This window comes from Streptomyces sp. NPDC038280, assembly GCF_055600045.1.
This window is the reverse complement of the sequence record NZ_JBVJYZ010000010.1, coordinates 45,630-69,274: the sequence shown is the minus strand read 5'-3', so window position 1 is coordinate 69,274 and position 23,645 is coordinate 45,630. Positions and strand designations below refer to the sequence as shown.

Sequence of the window (23,645 nt, the reverse complement as noted above, 5' to 3'; positions counted from 1 at the left end):
GGGAGGCATGCGGTGACCACAGCATCCACAGCCGTCTGGGGCCGTGTCGAGCAGCAGGACTTCCGGGCACGGGTGCGCGGCTGTCTCCTCGGCGGGGCTCTCGGTGACGCCCTCGGGGCCCCTGTCGACTCGCTGTCCCTGGAGGAGATCAGAGCCGCCCACGGGCCCCAGGGCATGGCCGACCCCGCGCTCGCCTACGGACGGCGCGGGGCCGTGACCGCCGCCACGCAGCTGACGCTGTTCACCGTCGACGGGCTGATACGCGCCCAGGTCCGCCGGGACACCGGCGCCTGGCACCCGCCCACCGATGTGCACCGCGCCCATCTGCGGTGGGCCGCCACCCAGCGCGACTGGGGGCCCGACGAGCGCCGTAAGGACAACGGCTGGCTCGCCCGGGAGGAGTGGCTCTACGCCCGGCGCGATCCCGCCCGGGCCTGTCTGACCGGTCTCGGCGACGACGTCCTCGGGACCCTCGACGCGCCCAAGAACCCGACCGCCCGCGACGCCGGCGCGCTGGTGCGCTCGGCGCCCTTCGGGCTGCTGGTGGGGTGGGAGCCGCAGTTGGTCTGCCAGCTCGCCGTCGAGTGCGCCGCGCAGACCCACGGCCACCCCGCCGCGTACCTCTCCGCCGGCGCCTTCGCGGTCGTCGTGCACGGGCTCGCCCGGGGCGAGACGGTCGACGGCTCCGTCCAGCGCGCCCTGGGCCAGCTGGCGCCGCGCCCCGGCCACCAGCCCGTCACCGAGGCCCTCCAGCACGCACTCGGAGCGGTACGCCAGGGCATTCCGGGACCCGCCAGGATCGCCGCCCTCGCCGGCGGCGAGGACCACGCCGAGCGCGCCCTGGCCGTCGCCGTCTACTGCGCGCTCGTCGGCGAGGACGTGCGCCACGGTCTGCGCCTCGCGGTCAACCACGACGGGCCGTCCTCGACGACCGGCGCCCTCACGGGAGCGCTGCTCGGCGCCCTGCACGGGGAGACCGCGCTGCCTCCCGCGTGGCTGGCCGATCTGGAGGGGCGCTCGACCGTCCTCGAACTCGCCGACGACTTCGCCATGGAGATGACCCAGGGACCCGCGCTGCACGGCCCGGCGGTCTCGGCCCCGGGCTGGCTGGCGCGCTACCCGCGCGGGTAGCGCTTTCCGTACCTCAGCCGCCGGCGCCTTCCCGCACCTTGCTGTCGCCCGGCTCCGCCGGACCGGGCACGGCCGCCGCCGCGCCGCCGCCGTCGGAGTGGAGCACGTCGAGGACCGCGTCCCGCTCGGGGGTGTCCTCCGGCTTGACGAGACCGATCAGGACGTACAGCACCAGCGAGGTGGCGAGCGGCGAGACGATCTGGATCTGCAGCTCGATGCCGTCCAGGCCGTAGTTGGTGAGCCAGAAGACGAAGAGCCCCGCCGCCCACGACGTCAGCGCCGCCGTCGGACCGGACTTGCGGAACGTACGCAGCAGTCCGAGCATGAACGGGATCGCGATCGGCCCCATCAGCCCGGCGACCCACTTGATGACGACGGTGATGATGTCCTTGAAGGTGGGGGAGTTGACCTGGGTGGCGACGGCCATCGACAGACCCAGGAACGCGATCGTCGACCACCGCGCGGCCAGCAGCCCGGCCCGGTGGGTCCAGCTCCGCGCCGCCTTGGAGAGCACCGGCGCGATGTCCCGGGTGAAGACGGCGGCGATGGCGTTGGCGTCCGAGGAGCACATGGCCATGGTGTGCGAGAAGAAGCCGACGATGACCAGCCCGAGCAGGCCGTGCGGCAGGAGCTGTTGGGTCATCAGGGCGTACGCGTCGGACGCGTCCGCCTTGTGCGGCTCGATGAGCAGCGGGGCGACCCACATCGGGAAGAAGAGGACCAGCGGCCACACGAGCCAGAGGACCGCGGAGAGCCGCCCGGAGCGGGTGGCCTCCCGGGCGCTGGGCGTCGCCATGTAGCGCTGGGCCTGGTTCCACATGCCGCCGCTGTACTCGAAGGTCTTGATGAAGAGGTACGCGAGCAGGAAGGTCAGGGTGTACGGGCCGGCCGTCGGCGCGGTGTGCCCCTGGAGCTCCGGCCGGTCCCAGACGCTCCACAGGGCGCTGAAGCCGCCGAGCTCGGACAGGACGGCGACGAGCATCGCGATGCCGGCGAAGAACTGGATGACGAACTGGCCCAGTTCGGTGAGCGCGTCGGCCCACAGGCCGCCGACGGTGCAGTAGATGCCCGTGATGATCCCGGTGATCAGGATGCCCTGGTTGAGCGAGATGCCGGTGAAGACGGAGAGCAGGGTCGCGATGGCGGCCCACTTGGCACCGACGTCCACGATCTTCAGTAGGACGCCGGACCAGGCGAGGGCCTGCTGGGTGGGCAGGTCGTAGCGGTTCTTGAGGTATTCGAGCGGGGAGGCCACATGGAGCCGGGAGCGCAGCCGGTTGAGCCGTGGGGCGAAGAGATGCGCGCCGATGGCGATGCCCACGGCGATCGGGAAGGACCAGGTGACGTAGGAGGTGACACCGTAGGTGTACGCGATGCCCGCGTACCCGGTGAACATCACCGCGCTGTACCCGGACATGTGGTGCGAGATGCCCGAGAGCCACCACGGCATCTTGCCGCCGGCGGTGAAGAAGTCGGAGACGTCGTCCACGCGCTTGTGGGACCAGACGCCGATCGCGACCATCACACCGAAGTAGCCGATGAGCACGGCCCAGTCGAGACTGTTCATGCCTGCCCCCTCCAGGGGTCTGTCTTGTGAACGCCGTTCATGGTGTGGTCATTTGAACGGCCACGACAACGCGTGGAGAGGTCAAGAGCGAGTAAAATCGTTCTAGTTGTTGACCTACATTCATATCCGTGAACTGAGATGGGTGGAAAAAGGGCCGCACGGCGATGTCCGCCCGTGCGGCCCGAGGGTCTGGGTACGGCTCTTCAGCGCATCAGCTCACCGGCGTTGACGAGGAGGGACTGCCCGGTGATCGCCCGTGCCCGGTCCGAGGCGAGGAAGGCCGCGGCCTCCGCCACGTCGCCGTCGGTCGCCAGCTCCGGCAGGGCCATCCGCTCCGCGAGCCGCTCCAGCACCTCCGCCTCCGGTACGCCCTCGGTGTCCGCGGTGAACCGCACGTACGCCTGGACCGGCGGCCCCCACATCCAGCCCGGAAGCACCGTGTTGACCCGGATCCGGTGCGGACCGAACTCCCTCGCCATCGAGTACATCGCGGAGGTCAGCGCGCCCTTGGAGGCCGCGTACGCCGCCTGCTTCACCTGCGAGGGAGCGGCCACCGATGACTGCGTACCGATGATGACGACCGAACCGCCGCGCTCCTTGAGCGCCGGCAGGCAGGCCCGGGTCATCCGCAGCGTCCCGAGCAGATTGACGTCGAGAACCCCCTGCCAGGTGGCGAAGTCGGCGTCCTCGATGCCGCCGAAGTAGCTGTCCCACGCGGCGACATGGATGACCGCGTCGATCCCGCCGAACCGCTCGGCGGCCAGCGCGGCGAGGGCCTCGCACTGCGCCGCGTCGGTGATGTCGGTGGCGAGATGGGCGGTGCGCCGTCCCTCCGGGTCGATCTCCGCGGCCGACTTCACCAGATTCGCCGTCGTCCGCGCGCCGAGGACGGCGTTGCCCCCGTCCCGCACGACCGTCGCCGCGATCTGATGACCGAGCCCGGCCCCGACGCCCGACACGATGACCGTCTTCCCCTGGAGCACCATCCGGTCGCCTCCCGACTCTGGCCAATCATCTGACGGCCCGTCAGAGTAGGTGGCTCCAGACGACTTGGGAAGGGGTTCGGTGTGAGCGAGGAGACCCGCAGCGAGGTGTACGCGGAGCTGGCGTCGGTGGGCCCGTACGGAGTGCGCCCCGGCCACGCCCTGATCACCATGGTCGAACCCCACCCGGGCCATGAGTACGCGTACAACCGCTGGTACGAGGACGACCACTACTACGCGGGCGCCATGGCCATGCCCTGGATCTACGCGGGGCGGCGCTGGGTCGCGCCGCGCTCACTCCAGGAACTCCGCCTTCCCGAGAAGTCGGCCGTCGCCCAGCCGGTGACCGCCGGCTGCTACCTCTCCACGTACTGGATCACCGACGGCCGCTACGACGACCACATGAAGTGGACCGTCGCCATCAACAAGCGCCTGAACCGCGACGCCCGGGTCTACCAGGACCGTACGCACGTCTTCACCGCCTTCCAGGACCACGCGGCGACCCTCTACCGCGACGGCGCCGCCGGACCCCGCGACCACCACGCCCTGGACCACCCCTACGCGGGCCTGATCCTCCAGGTCATCGACGCCGAGAACGCCGAACACCGGGCGGAACTCGTCGAGTGGCTGCGCGGCCGCCATCTGCCGCGGCGCCTGGCCGGCTCCCCGGCGGCGATGGTCACCGTCTTCCGCCCCACACCGCTGCCGGGCGACCGGATGACCTATGTGAAACAGGTCGAGGGTGTCGACACCCGGCTGACACTCCTCTGGTTCCTGGAACAGGACCCGCACACCTGCTGGGAGGACCACTTCACGGACCTGGGGGCGGAGGTCGACGCGTCGGGGCTGGGGAGGGTGGAACTGGTGGCGCCGTTCATCCCGACGGTGCCGGGGACCGACCGGTACGTCGACGAACTGCGCTGACCGCGAGCCGCACCCGGCTCAGCGGGGCGGGTCCCGCCTGACAGCAGCCAGCCCCCTCGGCCGGGACGGCGATCCAGTCGAGAGGGCTTTCCTGAGGGTGCGGTGTGACGTCTGCGTCAGGCGCCGGGGCGGCCGCGCTCGCTGACGTCGAGGATGAACTCCGACCAGGTCTCCGCGGAGAATCCAAGACTCGAGCGAGCGATGTCCTTCGAGTCCCGGACGCGGACCACGAGGTGCCCCTGCGCCTTGACTTCTACGCAGTCTCCATTGACGGCCGAGTACGAGGACTTGGTCCATTCCGCCAGCGCGTCGTGCTGAAACAGCATCGTGACTCCGATGGTTGTGCCAGTGGGGTGGGTGGTGCGCAAACCAGCTGCTGCGGCAGCGGCTTCGCTCTCGACGCTACGCTCCAACATCACCGCTGGTGGGACGCGTTCACCCATCTGGATGGCATATTCCACTGAAATCTTTGCGCTCGGGTTCCGGCAGTGTATGGTGCCCGCTTCCCCGGATCCGGCTAGTCCGCCTGGAGCTCCTCGGCCACCTGGTGGATGAACTCCCGTGACTGCTCGGCACTCAGCGCCTTCGCCCTCAGGTGCTCGTACATCACCGCATAGCTCTGAACGTCGTTGGCCTTCTCCAGATAGAGGTCACTGGTGACGCCCTCCAGATAGACGACGCTGGCATCCATCGCCTCCTGGAACTCCAGGATGGCGAACTTGCCGTACATCCCGGGGTGGGCGCCGACGCCGTACGGCAGCACCTGGAGCGTGACATGCGGCTTCTCGCTCAACTGGGCGAGATGCCTGAGCTGATCGGCCATGATGTGCGGATTCCCGACGACGCGACGCAACAGGGCCTCGTCGATGACGGCCCAGAACCGTAGCGGGTTGACCGGGTCGGCGAGACGGTCCTGGCGCTTCAGCCGGATCTGGATGCGCTTGTCGATCTCACTGGGGGTGGCCTCCGGCCACATCCCCTCGATCACCGACTGGGCGTACTCACGCGTCTGCAGGAGACCGGGAACGATGAGCGACTCGTACACCCGCAGCGAGGCCGCGTCCGTCTCCAGGCCGATGTAGACGCTGTACGGGATGTCGCCGAAGGCGTGCCACCAGCCCTGCTGGCGGGAGTCCTTGGCCATCTGCATCAGGGAGTCGACGATGCGGTGGTCCTCGACCTCGTACACCCCGCACAGGTCCCGGACGTCGCGCTGACTGATGGAGCGGCGGCCGTTCTCCAGGCGGCTGATCTTCGACTGGGAGACCAGCAGGCGCTCGGCCACCTCCTCCGCCGTCATGCCCTTCAGTTCGCGAAGCCGGCGCAACTCCTGGCCCAATCGGCGTCGCCTTACGGTGGGATTGACACTGGACGCCACGGAAACTGCACCTCCGGCTGCTTGGCTGTTGCTCGCGTAGCTCTGCGTATCTACGTCTCAGCAGACTGCCACCAAAGGTGGGGGGCGCGCTGGGAAATGGCCACACGCGCGGGCGCGCGGGGCGGCCTGTACGGCTGCCCCGCGCGCTCTGTGCGGCTCCCGGACCGGGTCGTGGGGACGACGTCGGCGCGGTGGATCGTGCGAGGTGCGTCGTGCCGGCGTACACAGGGGTGCCGGTGTACGCCTACTGCCCTGCTCAGTGCGCGGCGACCCGTGCCATGGTTCCGTGGCGTGGCCGCTCCTGCATCGGCACGGCTGCCTGACGGCCACCGCCCGGGGCGGGGCTGCGGCGCGGCTGCGCCGCCACACCGTTCTGGACGTCCATCACGGCGTGCGCGACGAGACCGCCCATCGGGTCGTGCCTGATCAGGTCCCGGAGCCGGGAACGCGATGAGCGTCCCTCGTTGCCGGGATAGAGGTGCTTGCCGAGACCGACCGCGTGGGCCAGTGCGGCAAGCGCCGCGGTCCGCGGGTCCGGCGGTACGCCGGTGCGGATCGCACTGTCCAGCCGGGCCCTGATGTCCCGGCTGATCGCCGTCTCCGTCGCCTGGTAGCGCGTCGTCGGCAGCACTCCGCACATCTGGCCCGCCACGGCATGCACCATGCCGCACCGCTCCAGATGAGCGAGGTAAATCTGGCGCAGCCCCAGTCGGGGCCCGCCGATCCAGTGGACGGCCCGTACCGGGCTGCCGCGCCTGCGCAGCAGTTCCAGTGCGGAGTCCAGAGTCGGATCTCCGGTCGGCCGTGGCATCACCACGGCGATACGATCCCCGTCAGGGGCTATCCGTCCTGCCAGAGCCAGCTCCACTAGCTGAGCCCCGGCGAGGCCGAGGTCGAGCGACTGCGGCTGCGCTGTGGTACCCGTGGCCGGGTCCAGAGCGAGCAGCAGAAGCTCCTCCGGAATTGTTCTGCGGCTCCTGCCCATCCATGCCTCCCCGCGTGGATGAATGACAGGGTGACCCCTCTCACATTGGTCTGTCGAGAGCGCCTGGGTGCTTTGCGCGGGAACCGGCAGGTATGTCGTTCTCGTCTAGCACGGGGGCCAAGCGCTCACACAGGACACTGGTAGATGGTTCGGACAGCGCCGAATCTAAACGTATGACTCATGAAGGAGGCACGGTGGCGGGCGAGTCCCCCGACAAGTCGGAGCAGCAGAAGTCGTCGGGGGAGACGACTCCGGGCGAACGCGACCCGCGGCTCTCCGTCTTCCGTGAACATGAGACGGACCAGCCGACGGCCGTCTTCAAGGCAGTCGCCCCGCGCACGCCCGAGCCGGGGACGGAGTCGGGGACCACCGAGGGCGACGTGCGCCTGCGGGCGGCGGTCGCGGCGTGGGTGCAGAGCGCCGACGCGGCGGACACCGAGGGCGACGGCGACGCGGACGCCGAGGCCGACACCAAGGCCGACACGAAGGCCGGCGGTCAGGGCGAGGGTGGGGCTGAGCCGGTCGCGTCCCGCCAGTCGGCTCAATCGGTTGATCCCGGCGCATCGGGTGATTCCGACAAGGGTGAGGAAACCGGCGACACGGCCGTGCAGGATCGTGCCGCCACGCCCTCCGCCGACGCCGCACCGGTCGTCCCGGCCCCGGCCAAGCGCCCGGAGACGCCCGAGCCGAAGGCTGAGCCCAAGGCCGAGCCCGAGGCCGAGCCCGAGGCCGAGCCCGAGGCCGAGCCCGAGAAGCCCGCTGCCGAGAAGCCCAAGCCCGAGAAGCCCAAGCCCGAGACGCCGAAGCCCGAGTCGAAGCCCGAGGCCGGCACGCCCAAGGCCGGGGGCGACCAGGCCACCGCCGTCTTCAAGGCCGTGCGGCCCTCGGCCGTGGACCAGCCCACCACCATGCTCAAGGTCCCCGCCCCGCACCCGGAGGCCAAGCCCGAGGCCGAGCCCGAGGCCAAGCCGGAAGGCAAGCCCGAGGCCAAGCCGGAAGGCAAGCCCGAGCCGAAGGCCGGCCCCAAGCCCACGCCCGAGTCGGAGGCCGAGCGCACCAGCAAGTTCATCGCGCTGAAGCCGGACACGCCCCGGCCGCCGGCCACCCGGGCCACCCCGCCCCCCGCTCCGGCACCCGCACCCGTCCGGATCTCCGCCCCCGCGCCCTCCGGCGCGCCCGCCTCCCTCAGCGAGGCCGAGCGGACCAAGCAGCAGCCGATGCCGCCGCTGCCCCCGCTCGATCTGCTCGCCGAGCTGACGAACACTCCGCCCCCGCCGCAGACGCCGGTGCGGACGGTCGTGCGTCGCCTCAAGATCTGGACGCCGCTCGTCGTCCTGCTGCTGATCGTCTTTGCGGTCGCACAGGCTGTGCGTCCGCTGCCCGTGCCGAAGCTGTCGCTCACCGCCGCCCCCAGTCACACCTTCGAGGGCGGCGAACTGAAGATGCCGTGGCCCACCGAGGGCCAGGGCGCCGTCGAGGTCGAGGGCGTCGGCAGCATGGGCACGTACGGAGCCCAGAAGCCGGCCCCGATCGCGAGTGTCGCCAAGACCATGACGGCCTACGTGATCCTTCGCGACCACCCGATCAAGGGCGACGCACCCGGTCCGGAGATCACCGTCGACAAGATCGCCGGCGATGAGGCCAAGCGCCCGGCCGAGTCGACGGCCCCCATCAAGGAAGACGAGAAGTACACGGAGAAGCAGCTCCTCCAGTTGCTGATGATCCCGTCCGGGAACAACGTGGCGCGGCTGCTCGCCCGCTGGGACGCCGACACGGAGGCCGCGTTCGTCGAGAAGATGAACGCCGCCGCCAAGGACCTCGGCATGACCGGCTCGACGTACACCGACCCCAGCGGGCTCAAGGCGACGACCGTCTCGACGCCGCAGGACCAGATCAAGCTGGGCAAGGCCGTCATGAAGTACGACGTCTTCCGCGAGATCGTGAACACGCCCAACATCACCATCCCCGGCATCCCCAAGCGGATCGAGAACAACAACACGATCCTGCTGGAGCCGGGCGTGAGCGGCATCAAGACGGGCTCGTCCACCCCGGCCGGCGGCAACCTCCTGTGGGCGGCCGACACGATGGTCGACGGCAAGAAGCGCCGCATCATCGGTGTGGTCATGGGCGCCAAGAACGCCGACCAGCTCGGCAAGAAGCTGGAACTGGCGATCAAGAACAGTCTGAAGCTCATCCAGACCGCCCAGCGGGACGTCACCTCCGCCACGGTCGTCAAGAAGGGCCAGGTCGTCGGTCACATCGACGACGGCCTCGGCGGACAGACTCCGGTCATCGCGACGAAGGAGGTCAAGGCGATCGGCTGGCCGGGCCTCACGGTCGACCTGACCCTGACCGACGGTGGCAAGGGCGTCCCCCACGCCGCGAAGAAGGGCACGGTCGTCGGTGAGATCTCGATCGGTACGGGCGCGGGCAAGGTCGCCGCGCCCGTCGCCCTCCAGCGCGAGCTGGTCGAGCCCGGCTTCGAGACCAAGCTGACCCGCGTCGGCTGACATCCCCGGGCGCCCCGGTATCCGGGGCGCCCGACTGTTAGCGTTCCCAGGCAACTCCGCACGCGGGGACGGCGTCCCCTTCAGGAGTACCGGGACAAGACGGAGTGAGCCGCAGTGACGACCACTGAGCCGACACGCGCCGAGGACGGTACGGAAGCCGGGCCCGGCGCCGTATCCACCACCCACGGCTCCGTCGCCGCACCCGCGCCCCCCGCCTGCCTTCCCCCGCGAATACAGCTTCCGGGCCAGCGGCCGCCGGCGGCCGCCCCGGCCGCTCCCGCCGGCCGGTGGGAGCGGCTGCGGCATCCGGTTCCGCTCGCGACGGCCCTCGCCGCGCTGACGCACGTCCTCTGGGTGTTCGTCTTCGCGAACAGCGGCGGCGACCTCGCCGCCCAGGACGCCTGGGCGGAGTTCGTCGGCCGACACCCCGACTCCGCCTACAACCTCGCCTGGTACGGCGGCATGCACCCCGTCTCGTACAGCGTGGTGTCGCCGTATCTGATGTCCCTGCTCGGGGTCCGCACGACGATGATGGCGGTCGGCACGGTCTCCGCCGGGCTCACCGCGCTGATCCTGGTCCGGGTCCGGGCCGTCCGCAATCCTCTGGCATGCGCCCTGGCCGGGGTCTTCGCGCTGCTGTGCAACGCGCTGTCGGGCCGGGTGACCTTCGGCCTGGGGATGATGTTCGCGCTCGGGGCCGTGGCCGCCGTCTTCTGCTGGCCGCACCGCTGGCGTACGAAACGGTGGGCGAAGGCGGCCGCGGCCGCGCCGCTCGCGGGACTGGCCACCGCGTCCAGCCCGGTCGCCGGGTTGTTCCTCGGGGTGGTCGCCGCCGCGCTGTTCCTCAACAAGCGGCGCCCGGGCGCGTACGCCCTCGGTCTCGCCCCGGTCGCCGTCGTGGCGCTCTCCGCCTGGCTGTTCCCCTTCTCCGGTACGCAGCCCATGTCGTTCGGCTCGACGGTGCTGCCGTTCCTCTTCGGGGTCCTCGTCCTCGTCCTCGTGCCGGCGCAGTGGCGCACGGTCCGCACCGCCGCCGCCGTGTACGCGCTCGGGACGCTTCTCACCTGGCTGATCGACTCTCAGATCGGGTCGAACGTCTCGCGGCTGCCGATGCTCTTCGCCGGGGTGGTGCTGCTGGCGGCGCTGCCGTACACGGCCCCGCGCTCGCGCAGGTGGTACGCGCTCGTGCTGGCCTTCGCCGGACTGAACCTCTGGATCGGGTTCAAGGGCGTCGACGACGTCGTCCGCACGGCGCCGGACGCGTCCTGGGCCCGCGAGGCGGCGCCGCTGATCAACCAGCTCCAGGTGCGCGGCGCGGAGAAGGCGCGGGTCGAGGTCGTCCCCGCCCGCAGTCACCGCGAGGCGTCCGCGCTCACGCCGTACATCAACCTCGCCCGGGGCTGGAACCGGCAGGCGGACATGGAACGCAACCCGGTCTTCTACGACGACACGCTGAACGCCACCGCGTACCAGGAGTGGCTGGCCCGCTGGGCCGTCCACTACGTGGTGCTGCCGACGGGCGCGCCGGACTCGGGAGCCGAACAGGAGGCGAAGCTCGTCGCCGACGGCCTGCCGTACCTGGAGCAGGTCTGGTCCGACGCCAACTGGCGGCTGTTCGCGGTCGCCGACCCGACGCCGCTGGCCGCGCCGCCCGCCAAGGTGGACCGGGCGGGCGCCAACGAGGTCACGATCCGGCTGGAGTCGGCGGGCCGGGTCCTGATCCGCGTTCCGTACTCGCCCTGGCTGGCACTCCTCGACGACGAGGGCAAGAAGGTCGAGCCGCCGCAGGAGACCGAGGCGTCGAAGGCGCGCGCCGACGACGACGTGCCGAAGACCTTCGTGAACAAGGACGGATGCCTGCTGAAGGCGGAGGAGGACGCGCAGGGCGACGAGTGGACGGAGCTGCTGGCGCCCAGGCCGGGTGTGTACCGGCTGGCGGCACCGTACAAGCTCTTCCCGCGCGGCACTGCCTGTCCGGAAGAACTGCGCTGATACTCCCCAGGGTTGTCCCCCGTCCTGCATAGTGGCCTGCTATGGCATGTGAAAGGTGCTGCGGACGTGGCCGAAGGGGTCCGCTGCCGGGGATGGTCTGTCCCGTGTGCGGAGACGACCCCTGGAGCCCGGACCCCCCTCCACCGCCGCGCCGCGCCCGAAAGACCTTGCTCATAGCGGGAGTCGTGGCGGCGGCGGGCTGTCTGGTGGCGGCGGTGTCGCTGGTGGGCGGCGAAGAGCAGAAGACGGACCAGGCCGCCGGAAGCGGCGATCCGGGGCGCGGCGGGGCGCCGACGAGGATCGCGCCGACGGCGTTCCCGACGCCGTCGGTCTCCGTCTCCTCCTCCCCGTCCGCTCCCTCCTCACCCGCGCCCCCGCCCAGCGCGTCGACGACATCTCCGCCCGCGGGCTACGACGTCTGGGCCGGCCCGGGCTGTTCGGGCGGCCACTACCGGGAAGAGGGCCGCTTCTCGAACGGTGACGCGGGCTGGTACACGGTCACGTCCGGTGGCTTCAGGGGCGCCGGATGCGACGGCCGCTTCTCCGCGATCCCCATGTCGGGCAGTCCCACGGCGGACCGTGACAACGCTGCCATCTGGTCCTGGCGCATCGGCGACGGCTACACCTCGTGCGCGCTGGCGATCTACGTTCCACATCCCCCGCGGGCCCGCGACGCGGCCGGTGATCCCACGGTCTATCAGGTCCTGTCGGACGGCTCGCCATACGCGATTTTCGGCCTTCGGCAGACCGTCCACCGCGGCAGCCTGGTCCCGGTGGGGAGCTATCCCACGCGCTCGGACACCTTCACCGTCCGCCTCCTGGACCGTGGCCGGGACTGGGGGGACGCCTCCCGGATCGGTGCGCACCACGCGGCCGCCCAGATGCGGCTGACCTGCGGTGACTCGCCCGCCGGGCTGCGTTCCGCCGCACGCTGAACGGTCGAACCGGCCTGGACGGCGGCTTGAATTCCCCTCGAGTGAGATCCTCACACCCCAATCCATGACCGTGACACTGGGTGCCAGAGGGACGGGATGCGATCGTCGGATACGGCCACACCGGTCAGATCGATACGGTCAGTCAGACGTCTCTGGGGGATGTGTCGTGGACATTGGGATTCTGGGCCCGCTGGAAGTCCGGTTGCACGGGGAGTCGATAGTTCCCAGCGCCGGGAAACCCCGTCAGCTGCTCGCCCTGCTCGCGATCCGCGCGGGGCGCGTGGTGACGGTTCCCACGCTCATGGAGGAGATCTGGGGGGACGCGATACCGAAGAGCGCGGCGACCACGCTGCAGACGTACATCCTGCATCTGCGCCGGATGATGTCCGCCGGGCTGCGCGGGGGCAGGCGGGGCACCGCCAAGGACGTCCTCACCACCTCCTTCGGCGGCTACCAGTTCGCCCTGCGGCCGGACACCAGCGACCTGCGCGAGTTCCAGCACCTCGCCACGCGGGGGTCCGCGGCCCTGGAGGCGGGTGACGCGCGGGCGGCGTCCGCCGTACTGGGCCGGGCGCTGGCCCTGTGGCGCGGGCCCGCGCTGGTGGACGTGCCGGTGGGGCGGGTGCTGGGGATGGAGATCCTCGGCATGGACGAGCAGCGGATGCGCGCGCTGGAGCAGCGCATCGAAGCGGATCTGCTGCTGGGCAGGCACTCCTCGCTCCTGGCCGAGCTGCGGATGCTGGTCGCCCAGCATCCGATGAACGAGAACCTGGCGGCGCAGCTGATGACCGCGCTGTACCGCTCGGGCGGCGCGTGGCGGGCGCTGGACGTCTTCCAGCAGCTGCGCAGAACGCTCATCGACGAGCTGGGCGTGGAGCCTTCCCAGCGTCTGCAGCGGCTGCACCAGGCGGTCCTGGCGGGTGAACTGGACGCGGAACCCAGGGGGTTGCGGCCCCTCGGCAGGAGCGCGTGAGCGGTCACCCCGGAAGTAGCGGGGCGCGGGGAGCGTGGCCCCCGGCATGTCCGCGGGCTGTGAGGCGTGGTGGGCGGGCGGGGCCGCCCGCCCTCACAGCAGCCAGCCGGACTCCTGGGCGATGCGCACCGCGTCCACCCGGTTGCGGGCGTTCAGTTTGGTGACCACCGAGGTCACGTAGTTGCGCACGGTCCCCACCGACAGATGCAGCCGGGCGGCGATCTCCGGCGCCTCGTTGCCCTCGGCGGTCAGCCGCAGCACCTCGTGTTCGCGCTCGGTGAGCGGACTTTCGAGGCTGTCCCAGGCCGCCAGCGCCAGCTGCGAGTCGATGGCCCGGTGGCCGGCCGCGATCCGGCGTACCGCCTCGGCCAGTTCCTGCGGCGGGGCGTCCTTGGGCAGATAGCCCGCGACCTTCGAGGCCAGCGCCCGGCGCAGGACCCCTGGACGGCTGAGGCTGGTGAGGATCAGGGTGCGGCAGCTGGGGAGTTCTTCGGCGAGGCGTTCCGCGGCGCTCAACCCGTCGAGCCCGGGAAGCCCTATGTCGAGGATGGCGACATCGGGGCGGTGCTCCAGCGCCGCCGGCACGATCTCGTCCCCGCGCTCGACCTGGGCGACGACTTCGAGGTCGTCCTCCATGGTCAGCAGGGCCACCAGGGCTCCGCGGACCATGTGCATGTCCTCGGCCAGCAGTATGCGTATCACTTCTCAGGCTCCCCCCGGAATCACAACAAACCCGGATTGATCCTTTCACGAACCGGCGGTTCCCGGCCGTGACGTAGACCGCGTGGCCGGATCGGTGGTGGTCCGAATCGGGTCAGGTCCGGGTCAAGGACCGGCCGGGACGCGTGCGGTTGTCCGGAACCAGCCGTCGTCGCCCAGCTCCGTGGTGAGGCTCCCGCCGATGCGGGTGAGCCGGTGGGCGAGGTTGTGCAGTCCGCTGCCGCTCGCGCCGTCGCCGGTGTGGTCGCCGTACGGGCCCGGCGCGTCGTCCCCCGTGGTCACTCCGTCGTTGCCGAGCGAGAGCGTGACCATCCCGTCCTTCTCGGTGGCACGGATGTGGCAGTGCCGTACATGACTGTGCCGCAGCGCGTTGGTGACACCCTCGCGGAGCACGGTGGCGAGCACCGTGTCGATCTCGGGGGCCAGCGGCCCGACCGCTATGTGTGTCTCGACCTTTATCTCGGCCGCCTCCAGCATGGAGCGGGTGACCTCCGCCTCCTGGCGCAGTGACATGTCCCGGTAGCCGATGGCCACTTTGCGGACGTCGGCGAGCGACTGTCGCGACAGGCACAGCACGGACTCCACCTCCTCCCGTGCCCGCTCGGGCAGGTCGGGGGCGAGCCGCCGGATCAGTTCGGTCCTGAGCGTGATCGCGGAGAGGTTGTAGCCCAGCAGGTCGTGCAGATCGCGGGAGAAGCGCAGCCGCTCGCCCGCGACGGCCAGCCGGGCCAGTTCGGCGCGGTGGGCGTGCAGCCGGTTCACCAGGCCGGTGAGGCTGCTCAGACCGAACACGACGAGGCCGGTGACGAGCGTCGACTCCGCGAGGTAGGCGCTGTCGAGCAGCGAGCGGTCCCCGAGGAGGCTGTACGAGAACATGGACAGGCCGATCATCCCGTACAGCGGCCAGGCGGCCCGGCCGGGCAGCAGCAGGAGGACCGAGCCGGCGAGGAATCCGCCCATCGCTCCCCATGCCGTGTGGAACAGCGCCAGCGGGCCGTAGGTGAGAGCGGCCTGGAGCGCCAGGGTCAACGCGCGCCGGTGGGCCGGGGCGTGGCGGGCGCCGGGTGCCGAGTGGGCGACCTGGAGGGCGAGGACACCGGCCAGGCCGGCGAGCGCCACGACGAGACCGGACGGAGGCAGGTCCTCGTTGATGATGTTGAGAACGGTGATCATGGAGTAGCCGGCCAGGGCGGCCAGCAGGACGATGCGTGCCAGTCGCGGAGCCGGTACGTCCGAGTCTTCGCGGACGACGGGCGGGGCCGGTGAATCCGACTCGTCGCCGGACCGATCACGTGCGTTCATCGGGCGTGATGGCCTCTCTGCGGAGACTGATCGAGCATACCGGGACGATACCTCAGCGAGAGGTGTCGACGTCAGCGGCACTCATGCCGAGCGTCCCTTACCGGCGCGATGCCCCGAGGGACGGTCGGCGAGGTCCCGGGTCAGATGAACAGCGGTACGGGATTGAGCTGTTCATACGGTGTGGGGCGGGGGAGCCGGCCCAGCTCGACGGGCACGTCGAAGAGCCTGCCGGGGGCGAACCGCGGCCAGAAGTGGCGCATGCCCGGCATGACGACCTTCACCACCGGCAGCCCGATGTCGGGCCGGGTCTGATCCAGTACGAGCACGTCGAGACCGCGCCCGCGCGCGAGGGCAGTGAGAGCGGCGACGTCGTCCGCGAGGTCGGGGCGGGGAGTGGAGGACCAGGTGCCGGGGGTGCTCGGCGGAAGGGCCGGATCGGGTGGGAGATAGGGCGTGTTGGCGAGGGTGGCCCCGGCCCACCAGGCCCGTGCGTCGGGGTCGTCGATGGCGTAGCCCGAGCCGTCGGACCGGACGGCGGCGACCGCCGGGAGCAGTTGCCCCATCTCGGTGAGCGCCCGGCGCAGGGCGATCCGGGGATCCAGGTGGGCGCCGAAGCCGAACACGATGTCCTCGGCGGGTTTGTCGGTCCGCCGGGACAGTGCCGCGACCACCGGGATGCCGAAGTCGGAGGTCAGGTCGAGCGCCCAGATCTCCCGGCCGACCGAGCGGTAGCCGGTGCGGAGGCGTTCGATCCACTCCTCGGCGAAGGAGTCGAGGTCGATGCCGGGCGCGCGGGTGCGGTTGTACCACCACATGGCGACGGCGTCGCGCTCCACCAGCTCCAGGAAGCCCTGGACGAAGGCGTCCTCCTTGCTGGAGCCCGCGGCGTTGCCGTTGGAGTCCGCGCGCAGCGGGGCGGCGGGATCGGCGTCGTAGTAGAGGAGGGAGGTCGGCAGGAGCCGGTGGACGCCCTCGGTCATCGACCAGAGCGGAGTCCAGTCGATGACCCGGTCCTCGTCGAAGGGGTGGCCGACGTACTGGAAGGGCGAGCCGGACGCGTTCCAGCGCTGCCGGTCCCGGAGTTGGCGCGGGTCGTACAGCCGGCAGGCGTCGGGGTGCACGGCGGAGGCGCCAAGCGCCCGGAAGGTGTCCCGGACCACCGGTTCGTCGCCGTGGCGGGAGCCGCTGTAGCGCTCCACGGCCTCGCAGAGGGCACTCACCCTGGCCTCGTCCGGGGTGAGGCCCTTGCCGCCGCTCAGCGCGCGCAGCCCGGCGCTGTGCCCGGCCAAGGTGTGCGAGCGGACGGCGAGGTTGTGGCCGGAGAGATAGCTCTCGGTGAAGGCGGGGCTGCGCGGGTCACGCCGCAGCTCGCGGACGACACCGGTGACGCCGCCCACCACGTGGCCGTACTTCCGGAGCATCTGGGCGGGCGTCAGGGCGCGGTGGCCGTTGCCCGCGTCCGCCGCCTTGGGACGGGAGACCGGCACGAAGGGCGAGCGGACCAGCTCGGCGACGAGACCCGGGTCGCCGCAGGCGGCGCACTGGGGGCGGCGGGTCACCGGGTGGTGTGCTCCGGACAAGGTGAGGGTGTCCAGGACGTGGACGGCGTCCTGGGTCCGGTGGCGCACCCCGGCCAGCCACTTGGCGGTCTCCAGGACGGCGGCGCTCAGCCCGATCGCCCGGCCGGCCGGGAGCGACGCCTCGGGGCGCGGCAGTGGGCCGTCGAGCCCCAGGGCCCGCCGCAGGGGGTCCTCACTGCCGCGGTGGTGGCGCAGCCGGTCGGCGAGACAGGACCAGCAGGGCCCCTCACCGGGCCGGAAGACGGGTCCCGTCCAGATGTCCGGGCCACCTGGCTTCGCCGGCAGCCACGGCCGCCCGGCGGCGCGCTGCCGGGCGTCGATCCCGGCCAGCCGGGGATCGAGGTAGTCCGCGCAGAGGACCAGCGTGAACGTGCTGTCCGCCTCGTCCTCCACGACGTTCAGACCTGAGGCGGCGCAGGCGGCGCGCGCCTCGTCGTGCGTGACGAGGCCGTCGTCGAGCACGGTGAGGTGGACGGTGGCGGGGCGCTCGTCGCCGATCCGCCCACCGGGCACGCCGGCCAGGTCCCAGAAGGCGTCGGTGGCCGGGTGGGAGCTGTCCTCGGTGGCCTCGGGCCCGGAGCCGTACGTCCTGATCAGCTGGGCGCCGGACAGGTCGCGCAGTGCCTGCCAGAGCAGGTCCGGGTCGCAGCCCGGTGCCTCGGCGGCCTCCCGCAGTACGGCGGGGAGGGTGCGGGTGCCGTCGAGGAGGGGGGCCAGCGCCTCGGCGGGCGCGCCGCGCACGGCGGACACCCCCCGGGCGGAGACCAGATAGACGGCCTCGCCCGGGACCACGACGCCGCGCAGATGGCTCTTGAAGCCGATGCGCGGGCCTTCGTCACCGGGGGAGTGCGCAGGCGTCCGGCCCCCCTGCTCGGTCACGCCGCGCAGAGCTCGCTGGGCTCCGGCGCCAGGATGCAGACGGTGAACAGGGCCGTGGCGTCGGCGGGCGCCGCGTCCAGGTCCTCGATGGTGAGGGTGGCCGCCGGGGCGGCGGTCGCGGCACCGCCCTCGGAAGACACCAGGCCCAGTTCGGCGAGCGCGGTGTACGGGTCCGCCGTGCGGACGTGCTGCATGTCGGTTCCTTCCCTGAAGCGATCCATGAGTGATCCACGAGTGGGGGCAAGGCTCTGCGACCCAGTGCCTTGTCTGGATTCTCAGGACGCGAGACGGCCCGTGACCAGTGATTTCTTCATGACTTGGGCATGAGGGATTCATGCCCCCGGTCAGGACTTGGCCCGTACCAACTCCTCAATGGCCAAGGTCACATCGTGCGGGCTCGGCAGGGCGGCGATCTCCCGGCTCAGCTCCTCGGTACGGGTCCGGTAGGACGCGTTCTCCAGCAGCTCCTGGCACGCCTTGACGACGTTCTCGGGGGAGTCGTCGACGTTCTGCGTGAGCATGATGGCCGCGCCGTACTCCGCCAGCCGCTCCGACATGCCGACCTGCTTGGGCATGGCGGGGATGACCAACTGCGGGACCCCGCACACGATGGCGTGCAGCATGGTGTTGCCGCCGGCCCGGTGGACCAGCAGATCGCAGGTGCGCAGCACGACGTCCAGCGGCAGCCAGCCGGCGCGTACGTTGTCGGGCAGCTCGCCCAGGGCGTCGGCCATCTCCTGCGGAGCCGCGACCAGCAGCTCGACGTCGAGCCCGGCGACCTTCCGCACCAGCGCCTTGAGCGCGTCGAACTCGTAGTCGGCGGTGATCCGGCTGCCCGCCGAGACCAGGACGCGCGGCCGATCGCCCTTGGTGTACATCCAGGGTTCCAGCGCGCGCTGGGTGTTGAACGGGATGTATCGCATGAACTGCGCCGGACCCGCGTCCGGGCGCCGGGCGCCGGGCGGGCAGATGTCCACGAACATGTCGGGCGCCGGCAGGGCGTCCAGGCCCAGCTCGGCCAGTTCCGGGGCGAGTTCGGCCGTGGCGGAGAGGTCGATGATGGCGGGCTCGCCCATGTTGAGGGCCTGCCGGACCCACGGAATGCCGAACCGGTGCGCCACCAGCGGCGCCGCGTAGGACAGCGCGCCGGCCACCAGTACGTCCGGCCGCCACCGCTCCACCAGCGGGACCAGGCCCTCCATGCTGCCGACGGCGAGCCGGGCCATGCCGCGCCCGTTGAACAGATTCCGCTCGTGGGGGTCCTTGGGGATCTCCAGCGGATTGCCCTGCCGGTCCCGCTGCATGAAGTCGAACATGGTCCGCGAGGTGATCGGCGCGCCGGGCAGTCCGGTCGCCGCGACCAGCGGCATGACGTTCTCCGTCGCCCCCACGATCACTTCGTGGCCGGCGTTGCGAGCCGCCAGGGCGAGCGGGGTGATCGGGAAGACCGCTCCCGCGCTTCCTCCGGATACGAAAAGGAATCTCATGGGCGCGGACGTTAGGGCGGCGGGGTCGAGCCGCCCTGGAGAGGTACTGGAGGAGGTGGGCTCGGGGGTGGTGCCACGCGCGGGTGCGGCCGCGGGTGGGGTGCGAGTCCGAGTCGAGCGCGAGTCGAGCCCTAGGAGGGGCGCCCACAATCCCGCTTGACCTCTATCGCACTCGAGGTTTCATCCTTGAACCGACCCAGTGGCCTGGACCTGTCATGGCACAGCCTCCACCGCCGTACTTAAGGGAAGAACTCCGATGACTGACACAGCGAAGCCGGACGCGTCCGCGCCCGGGTCCGGCCTCTCCGCGGACGACCGGCGCAGAATCCGGTTGATCATGACGGGTCTGCTGCTCGGCCTCTTCATGGCCGCACTCGACCAGACCATCATCTCCGCGGCGTTGCGCACCATCGCGGACGACCTCAACGGCCTCTCGGAACAGGCCTGGGCCAACACCTCGTACATGATCACGTCGGTGGTGACCACCGCGCTGTACGGCAAGCTCTCCGACATCTACGGGCGGCGGCCCGTCTACTGCACGGCCGTGGCCGTCTTCGTCCTCGGCTCGGTGCTCTGCGGCCTCGCGCAGTCGATGACCTCCCTCGCGGTGTTCCGGGGAATCCAGGGTCTCGGCGCCGGCGGTCTGATGAGCCTCGCCTTCGCGATCCTCACCGACCTGGTGCCGCTCACCGAACGCAGCCGCTACCAGGCCTGGTTCGGTGCCGTCTTCGGCGTCTCGGCCGTCATCGGGCCCGTCGCCGGCGGCTTCTTCGCCGGGCTCGACAGCTTCGCGGGCGCCTCCGGCTGGCGCTGGGCCTTCTACATCAACGTGCCGATCGGCCTCGCCGCGGCCCTGCTGATCGGCACACTGGTCCGCGTCCAGCCCAGCCGTACGCCGCAGAAGTTCGACGTCCTCGGCCTGCTGGCGCTCCTCGCCTGCCTGCTGCCGGCGCTCTTCGCGGTGGAGCAGGGCCCCAAGTGGGGCTGGGCGGACAGCGGAACGCTCGGGCTCTTCGCCCTGGGCGCGGTGGGCCTCGTGCTGTTCCTGCTGGCGCAGAGGCGGGCCGGCGGCGCCGCTCTGCTGCCCACCCCGATGTTCCGCAATCCGCTGTTCTCCGTCTACAACGGCGTCAACGTCCTGGTGGGCGCGGCCGTCTTCGGAGCGCTGTCCGTCCTGCCGCTGTACCTGCAGATGGTCAAGGGACTCTCGCCCACCCAGGCGGGTCTGATGATGCTGCCGCAGACGCTCGGCATCGTCGCCGCCGGGCGGCTGTGCGGCCCGTTCGTCACCAAGACCGGCCGTTACAAGGCGATTCTCGTCGGCGGTGTCCTGCTGATGGTGATCGGGACCTTCTGGTTCGGGACGCTCGCGGCCAGTACCCCGCTGTGGCAGACCGGCATCGCCGCCGGTGTGATGGGCCTCGGTATCGGACTGTGCTGGCAGGTCATGCTGATCGCCATCCAGAAGGGCGTCGCGCCGCAGTACATGGGCGCCGGCATGGGGTCGTTCACCTTCTTCCGGCAGATCGGCGGCACGGCGGGCATCGCGGTCTTCCTGTCGATGTTCTTCGGGGCGGTGGGCGAGAAGGTGGCCGCCGCGTACCGGGCCGCCGCCTCCGACCCCGCCTTCGCGGCGGCCGCCTCCGACCCCGCGGTGGCCGGCCAGGCGGCCAACAAGGTGCTGCTCGACGGCCGCGACGGATCGGTCCCGCTGGACAACAGCTCGTTCCTCGAGCACGCCGACCCGCGCCTGGCCAAGCCGTTCCTCGAGGGCATGGCCGAGGCGATGCAGACCGTGTTCGTGGTCAGCGGTGTGCTGCTGCTGCTCGCGCTGGTCCTGGCCGTCATCCCCCGGGAGAAGCGGCCCGGCGCGGCGCCCGCCGGCGGCCCGGGGGGAGCGGCCAAGCAGCCCGAGACGACGGGCGCGAAGGCCAAGGACTGACGAGCGGGGGGATCACTCCCCTGATCCCGCCCCTCGTCCCACCCGACCCGCTCTCGTACGCATTCCCGTACGACGCGTCCACGAGGCTCCCTGCCGAGACAGGGGGCCGGCTCCGAGCCGGCCCCCTGCCGGCGTTTCCGGCCCCGACTCACCGCCCCGCGGCCGCGATAGGGCCTCGGCGGGGGTCCAGCCGGATTGGACCGGCTCTCGAGCGCCCGCTCGCAGAATCGAGCCGTAACGGAGAACCCCCGGGCGAAGGCGAGTGAAGGGTTGCCATGAAGGCGCTGATTCTGTCTGGAGGGACGGGGACCAGGTTGCGTCCCTTCACCTACTCCATGCCCAAACAGTTGGTGCCCGTCGCCAACAAACCGATCCTCATCCACTGCCTGGAGAACATCCGGGACGCCGGCGTCCGGGACGTGGGCATCATCGTCGGCGACCGCGCGGCCGAGATCCAGGCCGTCGTGGGCGACGGCTCGGCCCTCGGCCTCGACGTCACCTATCTGCGCCAGGAGGCCCCGCTCGGCCTCGCCCACTGCGTCGCCATCGCCGACGAGTTCCTCGGCGACGACGACTTCGTGATGTACCTGGGCGACAACGTGCTGGCCCAGGGCATCACCGAGGCCGCACGCCGCTTCCGCGAGACCCGCCCGGCGGCCCAGCTGCTGCTCACCAAGGTGGCCGACCCGCGTGCCTATGGCGTCGCCGAGGTCGACGACACGGGCAGGGTCCTCCGGTTGGTGGAGAAGCCGCAGCAGCCGCGGAGCGATCTCGCGGTCATCGGCGTCTACTTCTTCACCTCGGCCGTGCACGAGGCGGTCCGGGCCATCGTGCCGAGCGTCCGCGGCGAACTGGAGATCACCGACGCGATCCAGTACCTCGTCGAGCGCGGCGACGACGTCGTCGCCGACGAGTACACCGGCTACTGGAAGGACACCGGCAGCCCGGACGACCTGCTGGAGTGCAACCGGGTGCTGCTCGGTGACCTGGCACCCGGCACCTCCGGCGAGGTGGACGCGGCGAGCACCGTCGAAGGGCCGGTCGTGATCGAACCCGGCGCGGTCGTCGTCCGCTCACAGCTCACCGGACCGCTGGTGATCGGCGCCGGCAGCGTGGTGCGCGACAGCGCCCTCGGCCCGTACACCGCGCTGGGCCGCGACTGCCTGCTGGAGGACGCCGGAATACGCGACTCGATCGTCCTGGACGGGGTGTCGATCCACGGCGTGCGTGGGCTGTCCGGCTCGCTCATCGGCCGGTCCGCGGCGGTCCGCACCGGCGAGGCGGCCGACCGGCGGCTGATCATCGGCGACCACACCCAGGCCGAGGTGGCCGCATGAGGATCCTCGTCACCGGCGGCGCCGGCTTCATCGGCTCGCACTACGTACGCGAAGTCCTCGCGGGCAGCTACCCGGAGTCGGAGGGCGTCGACGTCACCGTCGTCGACCGGCTCACCTACGCCGGACGGCGCGAGAACCTCCCGGCGGACCACCCACGGCTGCGGTTCGTCCACGGGGACATCTGCGACCGGGACCTGCTGGACCGGGTCGTGCCCGGCCACGACGCGATCGTCCACTTCGCGGCCGAGTCGCACGTGGACCGCTCGCTCACCGGACCCGACGAGTTCATCCGCACCAATGTGGCGGGCACCCAACAGCTCCTCGACGCCGCGCTGCACGCCGGTGTGGGGACGTTCGTGCACGTGTCCACGGACGAGGTGTACGGCTCCATCGACACCGGCACCTGGACCGAGCAGTCCCCGCTGCTCCCCAACTCCCCGTACGCCGCCTCGAAGGCGTCCAGCGACCTGCTCGCCAGGGCCTACCAGCGCACCTACGGCCTCGACGTCCGGATCACCCGCTGCTCCAACAACTACGGACCCCACCAGCACCCCGAGAAGCTCATCCCGCACTTCGTCACCAGGCTGCTGACCGGGCAGCGGGTGCCGCTGTACGGCGACGGGCGCAACGTCCGTGAGTGGCTGCACGTCGACGACCACTGCCGGGCGCTGCACCTGGTCCTCACCAAGGGCCGGGCCGGCGAGATCTACAACGTCGGCGGCGGCACGGGCCTGAGCAACCGCGAGATGACCGGACGGCTGCTCGAACTCCTTGGCGCGGACTGGGACATGGTGCGCCATGTCGAGGACCGCAAGGGACATGACCTCCGCTACGCGATCGACGACTCCAAGATCCGCGAGGAGCTGGGCTACGAGCCCCGTTGGTCGCTCGAGAGCGGGCTGGGGCCGGTCGTGGACTGGTACCGCGACCACCCCGACTTCTGGCGCGCCCCCTGACCGGGACGCGGCGCCGCAGCACCACCCGGCTCCATCCATCTCCGCATCTCCATCACGACGCTGA

The 23,645-nt window shown here is 71.1% G+C and carries 19 protein-coding genes; 9 read left to right on the top strand and 10 right to left on the bottom strand.

Annotated features, from left to right (window positions below; translation table 11 throughout):
* Positions 1-12: 12 nt before the first annotated feature.
* Positions 13-1,131 (top strand): ADP-ribosylglycohydrolase family protein, encoded by a 1,119-nt coding sequence (locus ACZ7J0_RS20910; protein ID WP_470889415.1) that lies wholly within the window; start codon positions 13-15, stop codon positions 1,129-1,131.
* 13 nt (positions 1,132-1,144) lie between these two features.
* Here the strand turns inward: ACZ7J0_RS20910 and ACZ7J0_RS20905 are convergent, their stop codons facing one another.
* Together ACZ7J0_RS20905 and ACZ7J0_RS20900 are read right to left on the bottom strand one after the other, a co-directional pair.
* A complete protein-coding gene (locus ACZ7J0_RS20905) occupies positions 1,145-2,698 on the bottom strand; it encodes a sodium:solute symporter family protein (RefSeq protein WP_470889413.1) in 1,554 nt (517 codons plus the stop codon).
* Positions 2,699-2,901: 203 nt separating this feature from the next.
* The gene (locus ACZ7J0_RS20900) at positions 2,902-3,684 is read right to left on the bottom strand and encodes an SDR family oxidoreductase (protein ID WP_470889411.1); all 783 of its coding nucleotides are present in this window, start codon (positions 3,682-3,684) and stop codon (positions 2,902-2,904) included.
* A gap of 81 nt (positions 3,685-3,765) precedes the next feature.
* On the opposite strand from ACZ7J0_RS20900, the gene ACZ7J0_RS20895 reads away from it, so the two are divergent.
* A complete protein-coding gene (locus tag ACZ7J0_RS20895) occupies positions 3,766-4,605 on the top strand; it encodes a hypothetical protein (protein ID WP_470889409.1) in 840 nt (279 codons plus the stop codon).
* Between the two features lie 116 nt (positions 4,606-4,721).
* On the opposite strand, the gene ACZ7J0_RS20890 is transcribed toward ACZ7J0_RS20895, so the two are convergent.
* The 3 genes from ACZ7J0_RS20890 to ACZ7J0_RS20880 all read right to left on the bottom strand — a co-directional run bounded on the left by ACZ7J0_RS20890 (position 4,722) and on the right by ACZ7J0_RS20880 (position 6,968).
* Positions 4,722-4,931 (bottom strand): DUF397 domain-containing protein, encoded by a 210-nt coding sequence (locus ACZ7J0_RS20890; protein WP_470889408.1) that lies wholly within the window; start codon positions 4,929-4,931, stop codon positions 4,722-4,724.
* Between the two features lie 191 nt (positions 4,932-5,122).
* The gene (locus tag ACZ7J0_RS20885) at positions 5,123-5,983 is read right to left on the bottom strand and encodes a helix-turn-helix domain-containing protein (protein WP_470889406.1); all 861 of its coding nucleotides are present in this window, start codon (positions 5,981-5,983) and stop codon (positions 5,123-5,125) included.
* Positions 5,984-6,239: 256 nt separating this feature from the next.
* Positions 6,240-6,968: a GOLPH3/VPS74 family protein gene (locus ACZ7J0_RS20880; RefSeq protein ID WP_468710513.1), complete on the bottom strand. Its 729-nt coding sequence runs from the start codon at positions 6,966-6,968 to the stop codon at positions 6,240-6,242.
* A gap of 173 nt (positions 6,969-7,141) precedes the next feature.
* Here ACZ7J0_RS20880 and ACZ7J0_RS20875 point away from each other — a divergent pair, with 173 nt between their 5' ends.
* The 4 genes from ACZ7J0_RS20875 to ACZ7J0_RS20860 all read left to right on the top strand — a co-directional run bounded on the left by ACZ7J0_RS20875 (position 7,142) and on the right by ACZ7J0_RS20860 (position 13,378).
* Positions 7,142-9,478, top strand: coding sequence for a D-alanyl-D-alanine carboxypeptidase (locus ACZ7J0_RS20875; protein WP_470889404.1), 2,337 nt, complete (start codon positions 7,142-7,144; stop codon positions 9,476-9,478).
* A gap of 114 nt (positions 9,479-9,592) precedes the next feature.
* Entirely contained in the window at positions 9,593-11,470 is a 1,878-nt protein-coding gene (locus ACZ7J0_RS20870; protein ID WP_470889402.1) for an MFS transporter, read from the top strand.
* Positions 11,471-11,637: 167 nt separating this feature from the next.
* Positions 11,638-12,405 carry an adhesin gene (locus tag ACZ7J0_RS20865; protein ID WP_470889400.1) on the top strand — a complete coding sequence of 256 codons (768 nt, stop codon included), beginning with the start codon at positions 11,638-11,640 and terminating at the stop codon, positions 12,403-12,405.
* A 166-nt stretch (positions 12,406-12,571) separates the two neighbouring features.
* Complete coding sequence (locus ACZ7J0_RS20860) at positions 12,572-13,378, top strand: AfsR/SARP family transcriptional regulator (RefSeq protein ID WP_470889398.1); 807 nt, start codon at positions 12,572-12,574, stop codon at positions 13,376-13,378.
* A 93-nt stretch (positions 13,379-13,471) separates the two neighbouring features.
* Here the strand turns inward: ACZ7J0_RS20860 and ACZ7J0_RS20855 are convergent, their stop codons facing one another.
* The 5 genes from ACZ7J0_RS20855 to ACZ7J0_RS20835 all read right to left on the bottom strand — a co-directional run bounded on the left by ACZ7J0_RS20855 (position 13,472) and on the right by ACZ7J0_RS20835 (position 19,346).
* Positions 13,472-14,080, bottom strand: a complete 609-nt coding sequence (locus tag ACZ7J0_RS20855; RefSeq protein ID WP_470889396.1) for a response regulator transcription factor — start codon at positions 14,078-14,080, stop codon at positions 13,472-13,474.
* 123 nt (positions 14,081-14,203) lie between these two features.
* Positions 14,204-15,400: a sensor histidine kinase gene (locus ACZ7J0_RS20850; RefSeq protein ID WP_470889394.1), complete on the bottom strand. Its 1,197-nt coding sequence runs from the start codon at positions 15,398-15,400 to the stop codon at positions 14,204-14,206.
* 140 nt (positions 15,401-15,540) lie between these two features.
* Positions 15,541-17,859 carry a TOMM precursor leader peptide-binding protein gene (locus ACZ7J0_RS20845; RefSeq protein WP_470889392.1) on the bottom strand — a complete coding sequence of 773 codons (2,319 nt, stop codon included), beginning with the start codon at positions 17,857-17,859 and terminating at the stop codon, positions 15,541-15,543.
* Positions 17,856-18,053 carry a hypothetical protein gene (locus ACZ7J0_RS20840; RefSeq protein WP_468710504.1) on the bottom strand — a complete coding sequence of 66 codons (198 nt, stop codon included), beginning with the start codon at positions 18,051-18,053 and terminating at the stop codon, positions 17,856-17,858. The genes ACZ7J0_RS20845 and ACZ7J0_RS20840 overlap by 4 nt, the downstream gene beginning before the upstream one ends.
* Positions 18,054-18,203: 150 nt before the next feature.
* The gene (locus ACZ7J0_RS20835) at positions 18,204-19,346 is read right to left on the bottom strand and encodes a glycosyltransferase (RefSeq protein WP_470889390.1); all 1,143 of its coding nucleotides are present in this window, start codon (positions 19,344-19,346) and stop codon (positions 18,204-18,206) included.
* A gap of 256 nt (positions 19,347-19,602) precedes the next feature.
* On the opposite strand from ACZ7J0_RS20835, the gene ACZ7J0_RS20830 reads away from it, so the two are divergent.
* The 3 genes from ACZ7J0_RS20830 to rfbB all read left to right on the top strand — a co-directional run bounded on the left by ACZ7J0_RS20830 (position 19,603) and on the right by rfbB (position 23,581).
* A complete protein-coding gene (locus tag ACZ7J0_RS20830) occupies positions 19,603-21,288 on the top strand; it encodes an MDR family MFS transporter (RefSeq protein WP_470889388.1) in 1,686 nt (561 codons plus the stop codon).
* Between the two features lie 275 nt (positions 21,289-21,563).
* Positions 21,564-22,625, top strand: a complete 1,062-nt coding sequence (locus ACZ7J0_RS20825; protein ID WP_470889386.1) for a glucose-1-phosphate thymidylyltransferase — start codon at positions 21,564-21,566, stop codon at positions 22,623-22,625.
* The gene (gene rfbB, locus ACZ7J0_RS20820) at positions 22,622-23,581 is read left to right on the top strand and encodes a dTDP-glucose 4,6-dehydratase (protein WP_470889384.1); all 960 of its coding nucleotides are present in this window, start codon (positions 22,622-22,624) and stop codon (positions 23,579-23,581) included. The genes ACZ7J0_RS20825 and rfbB overlap by 4 nt, the downstream gene beginning before the upstream one ends.
* Positions 23,582-23,645: the final 64 nt, after the last annotated feature.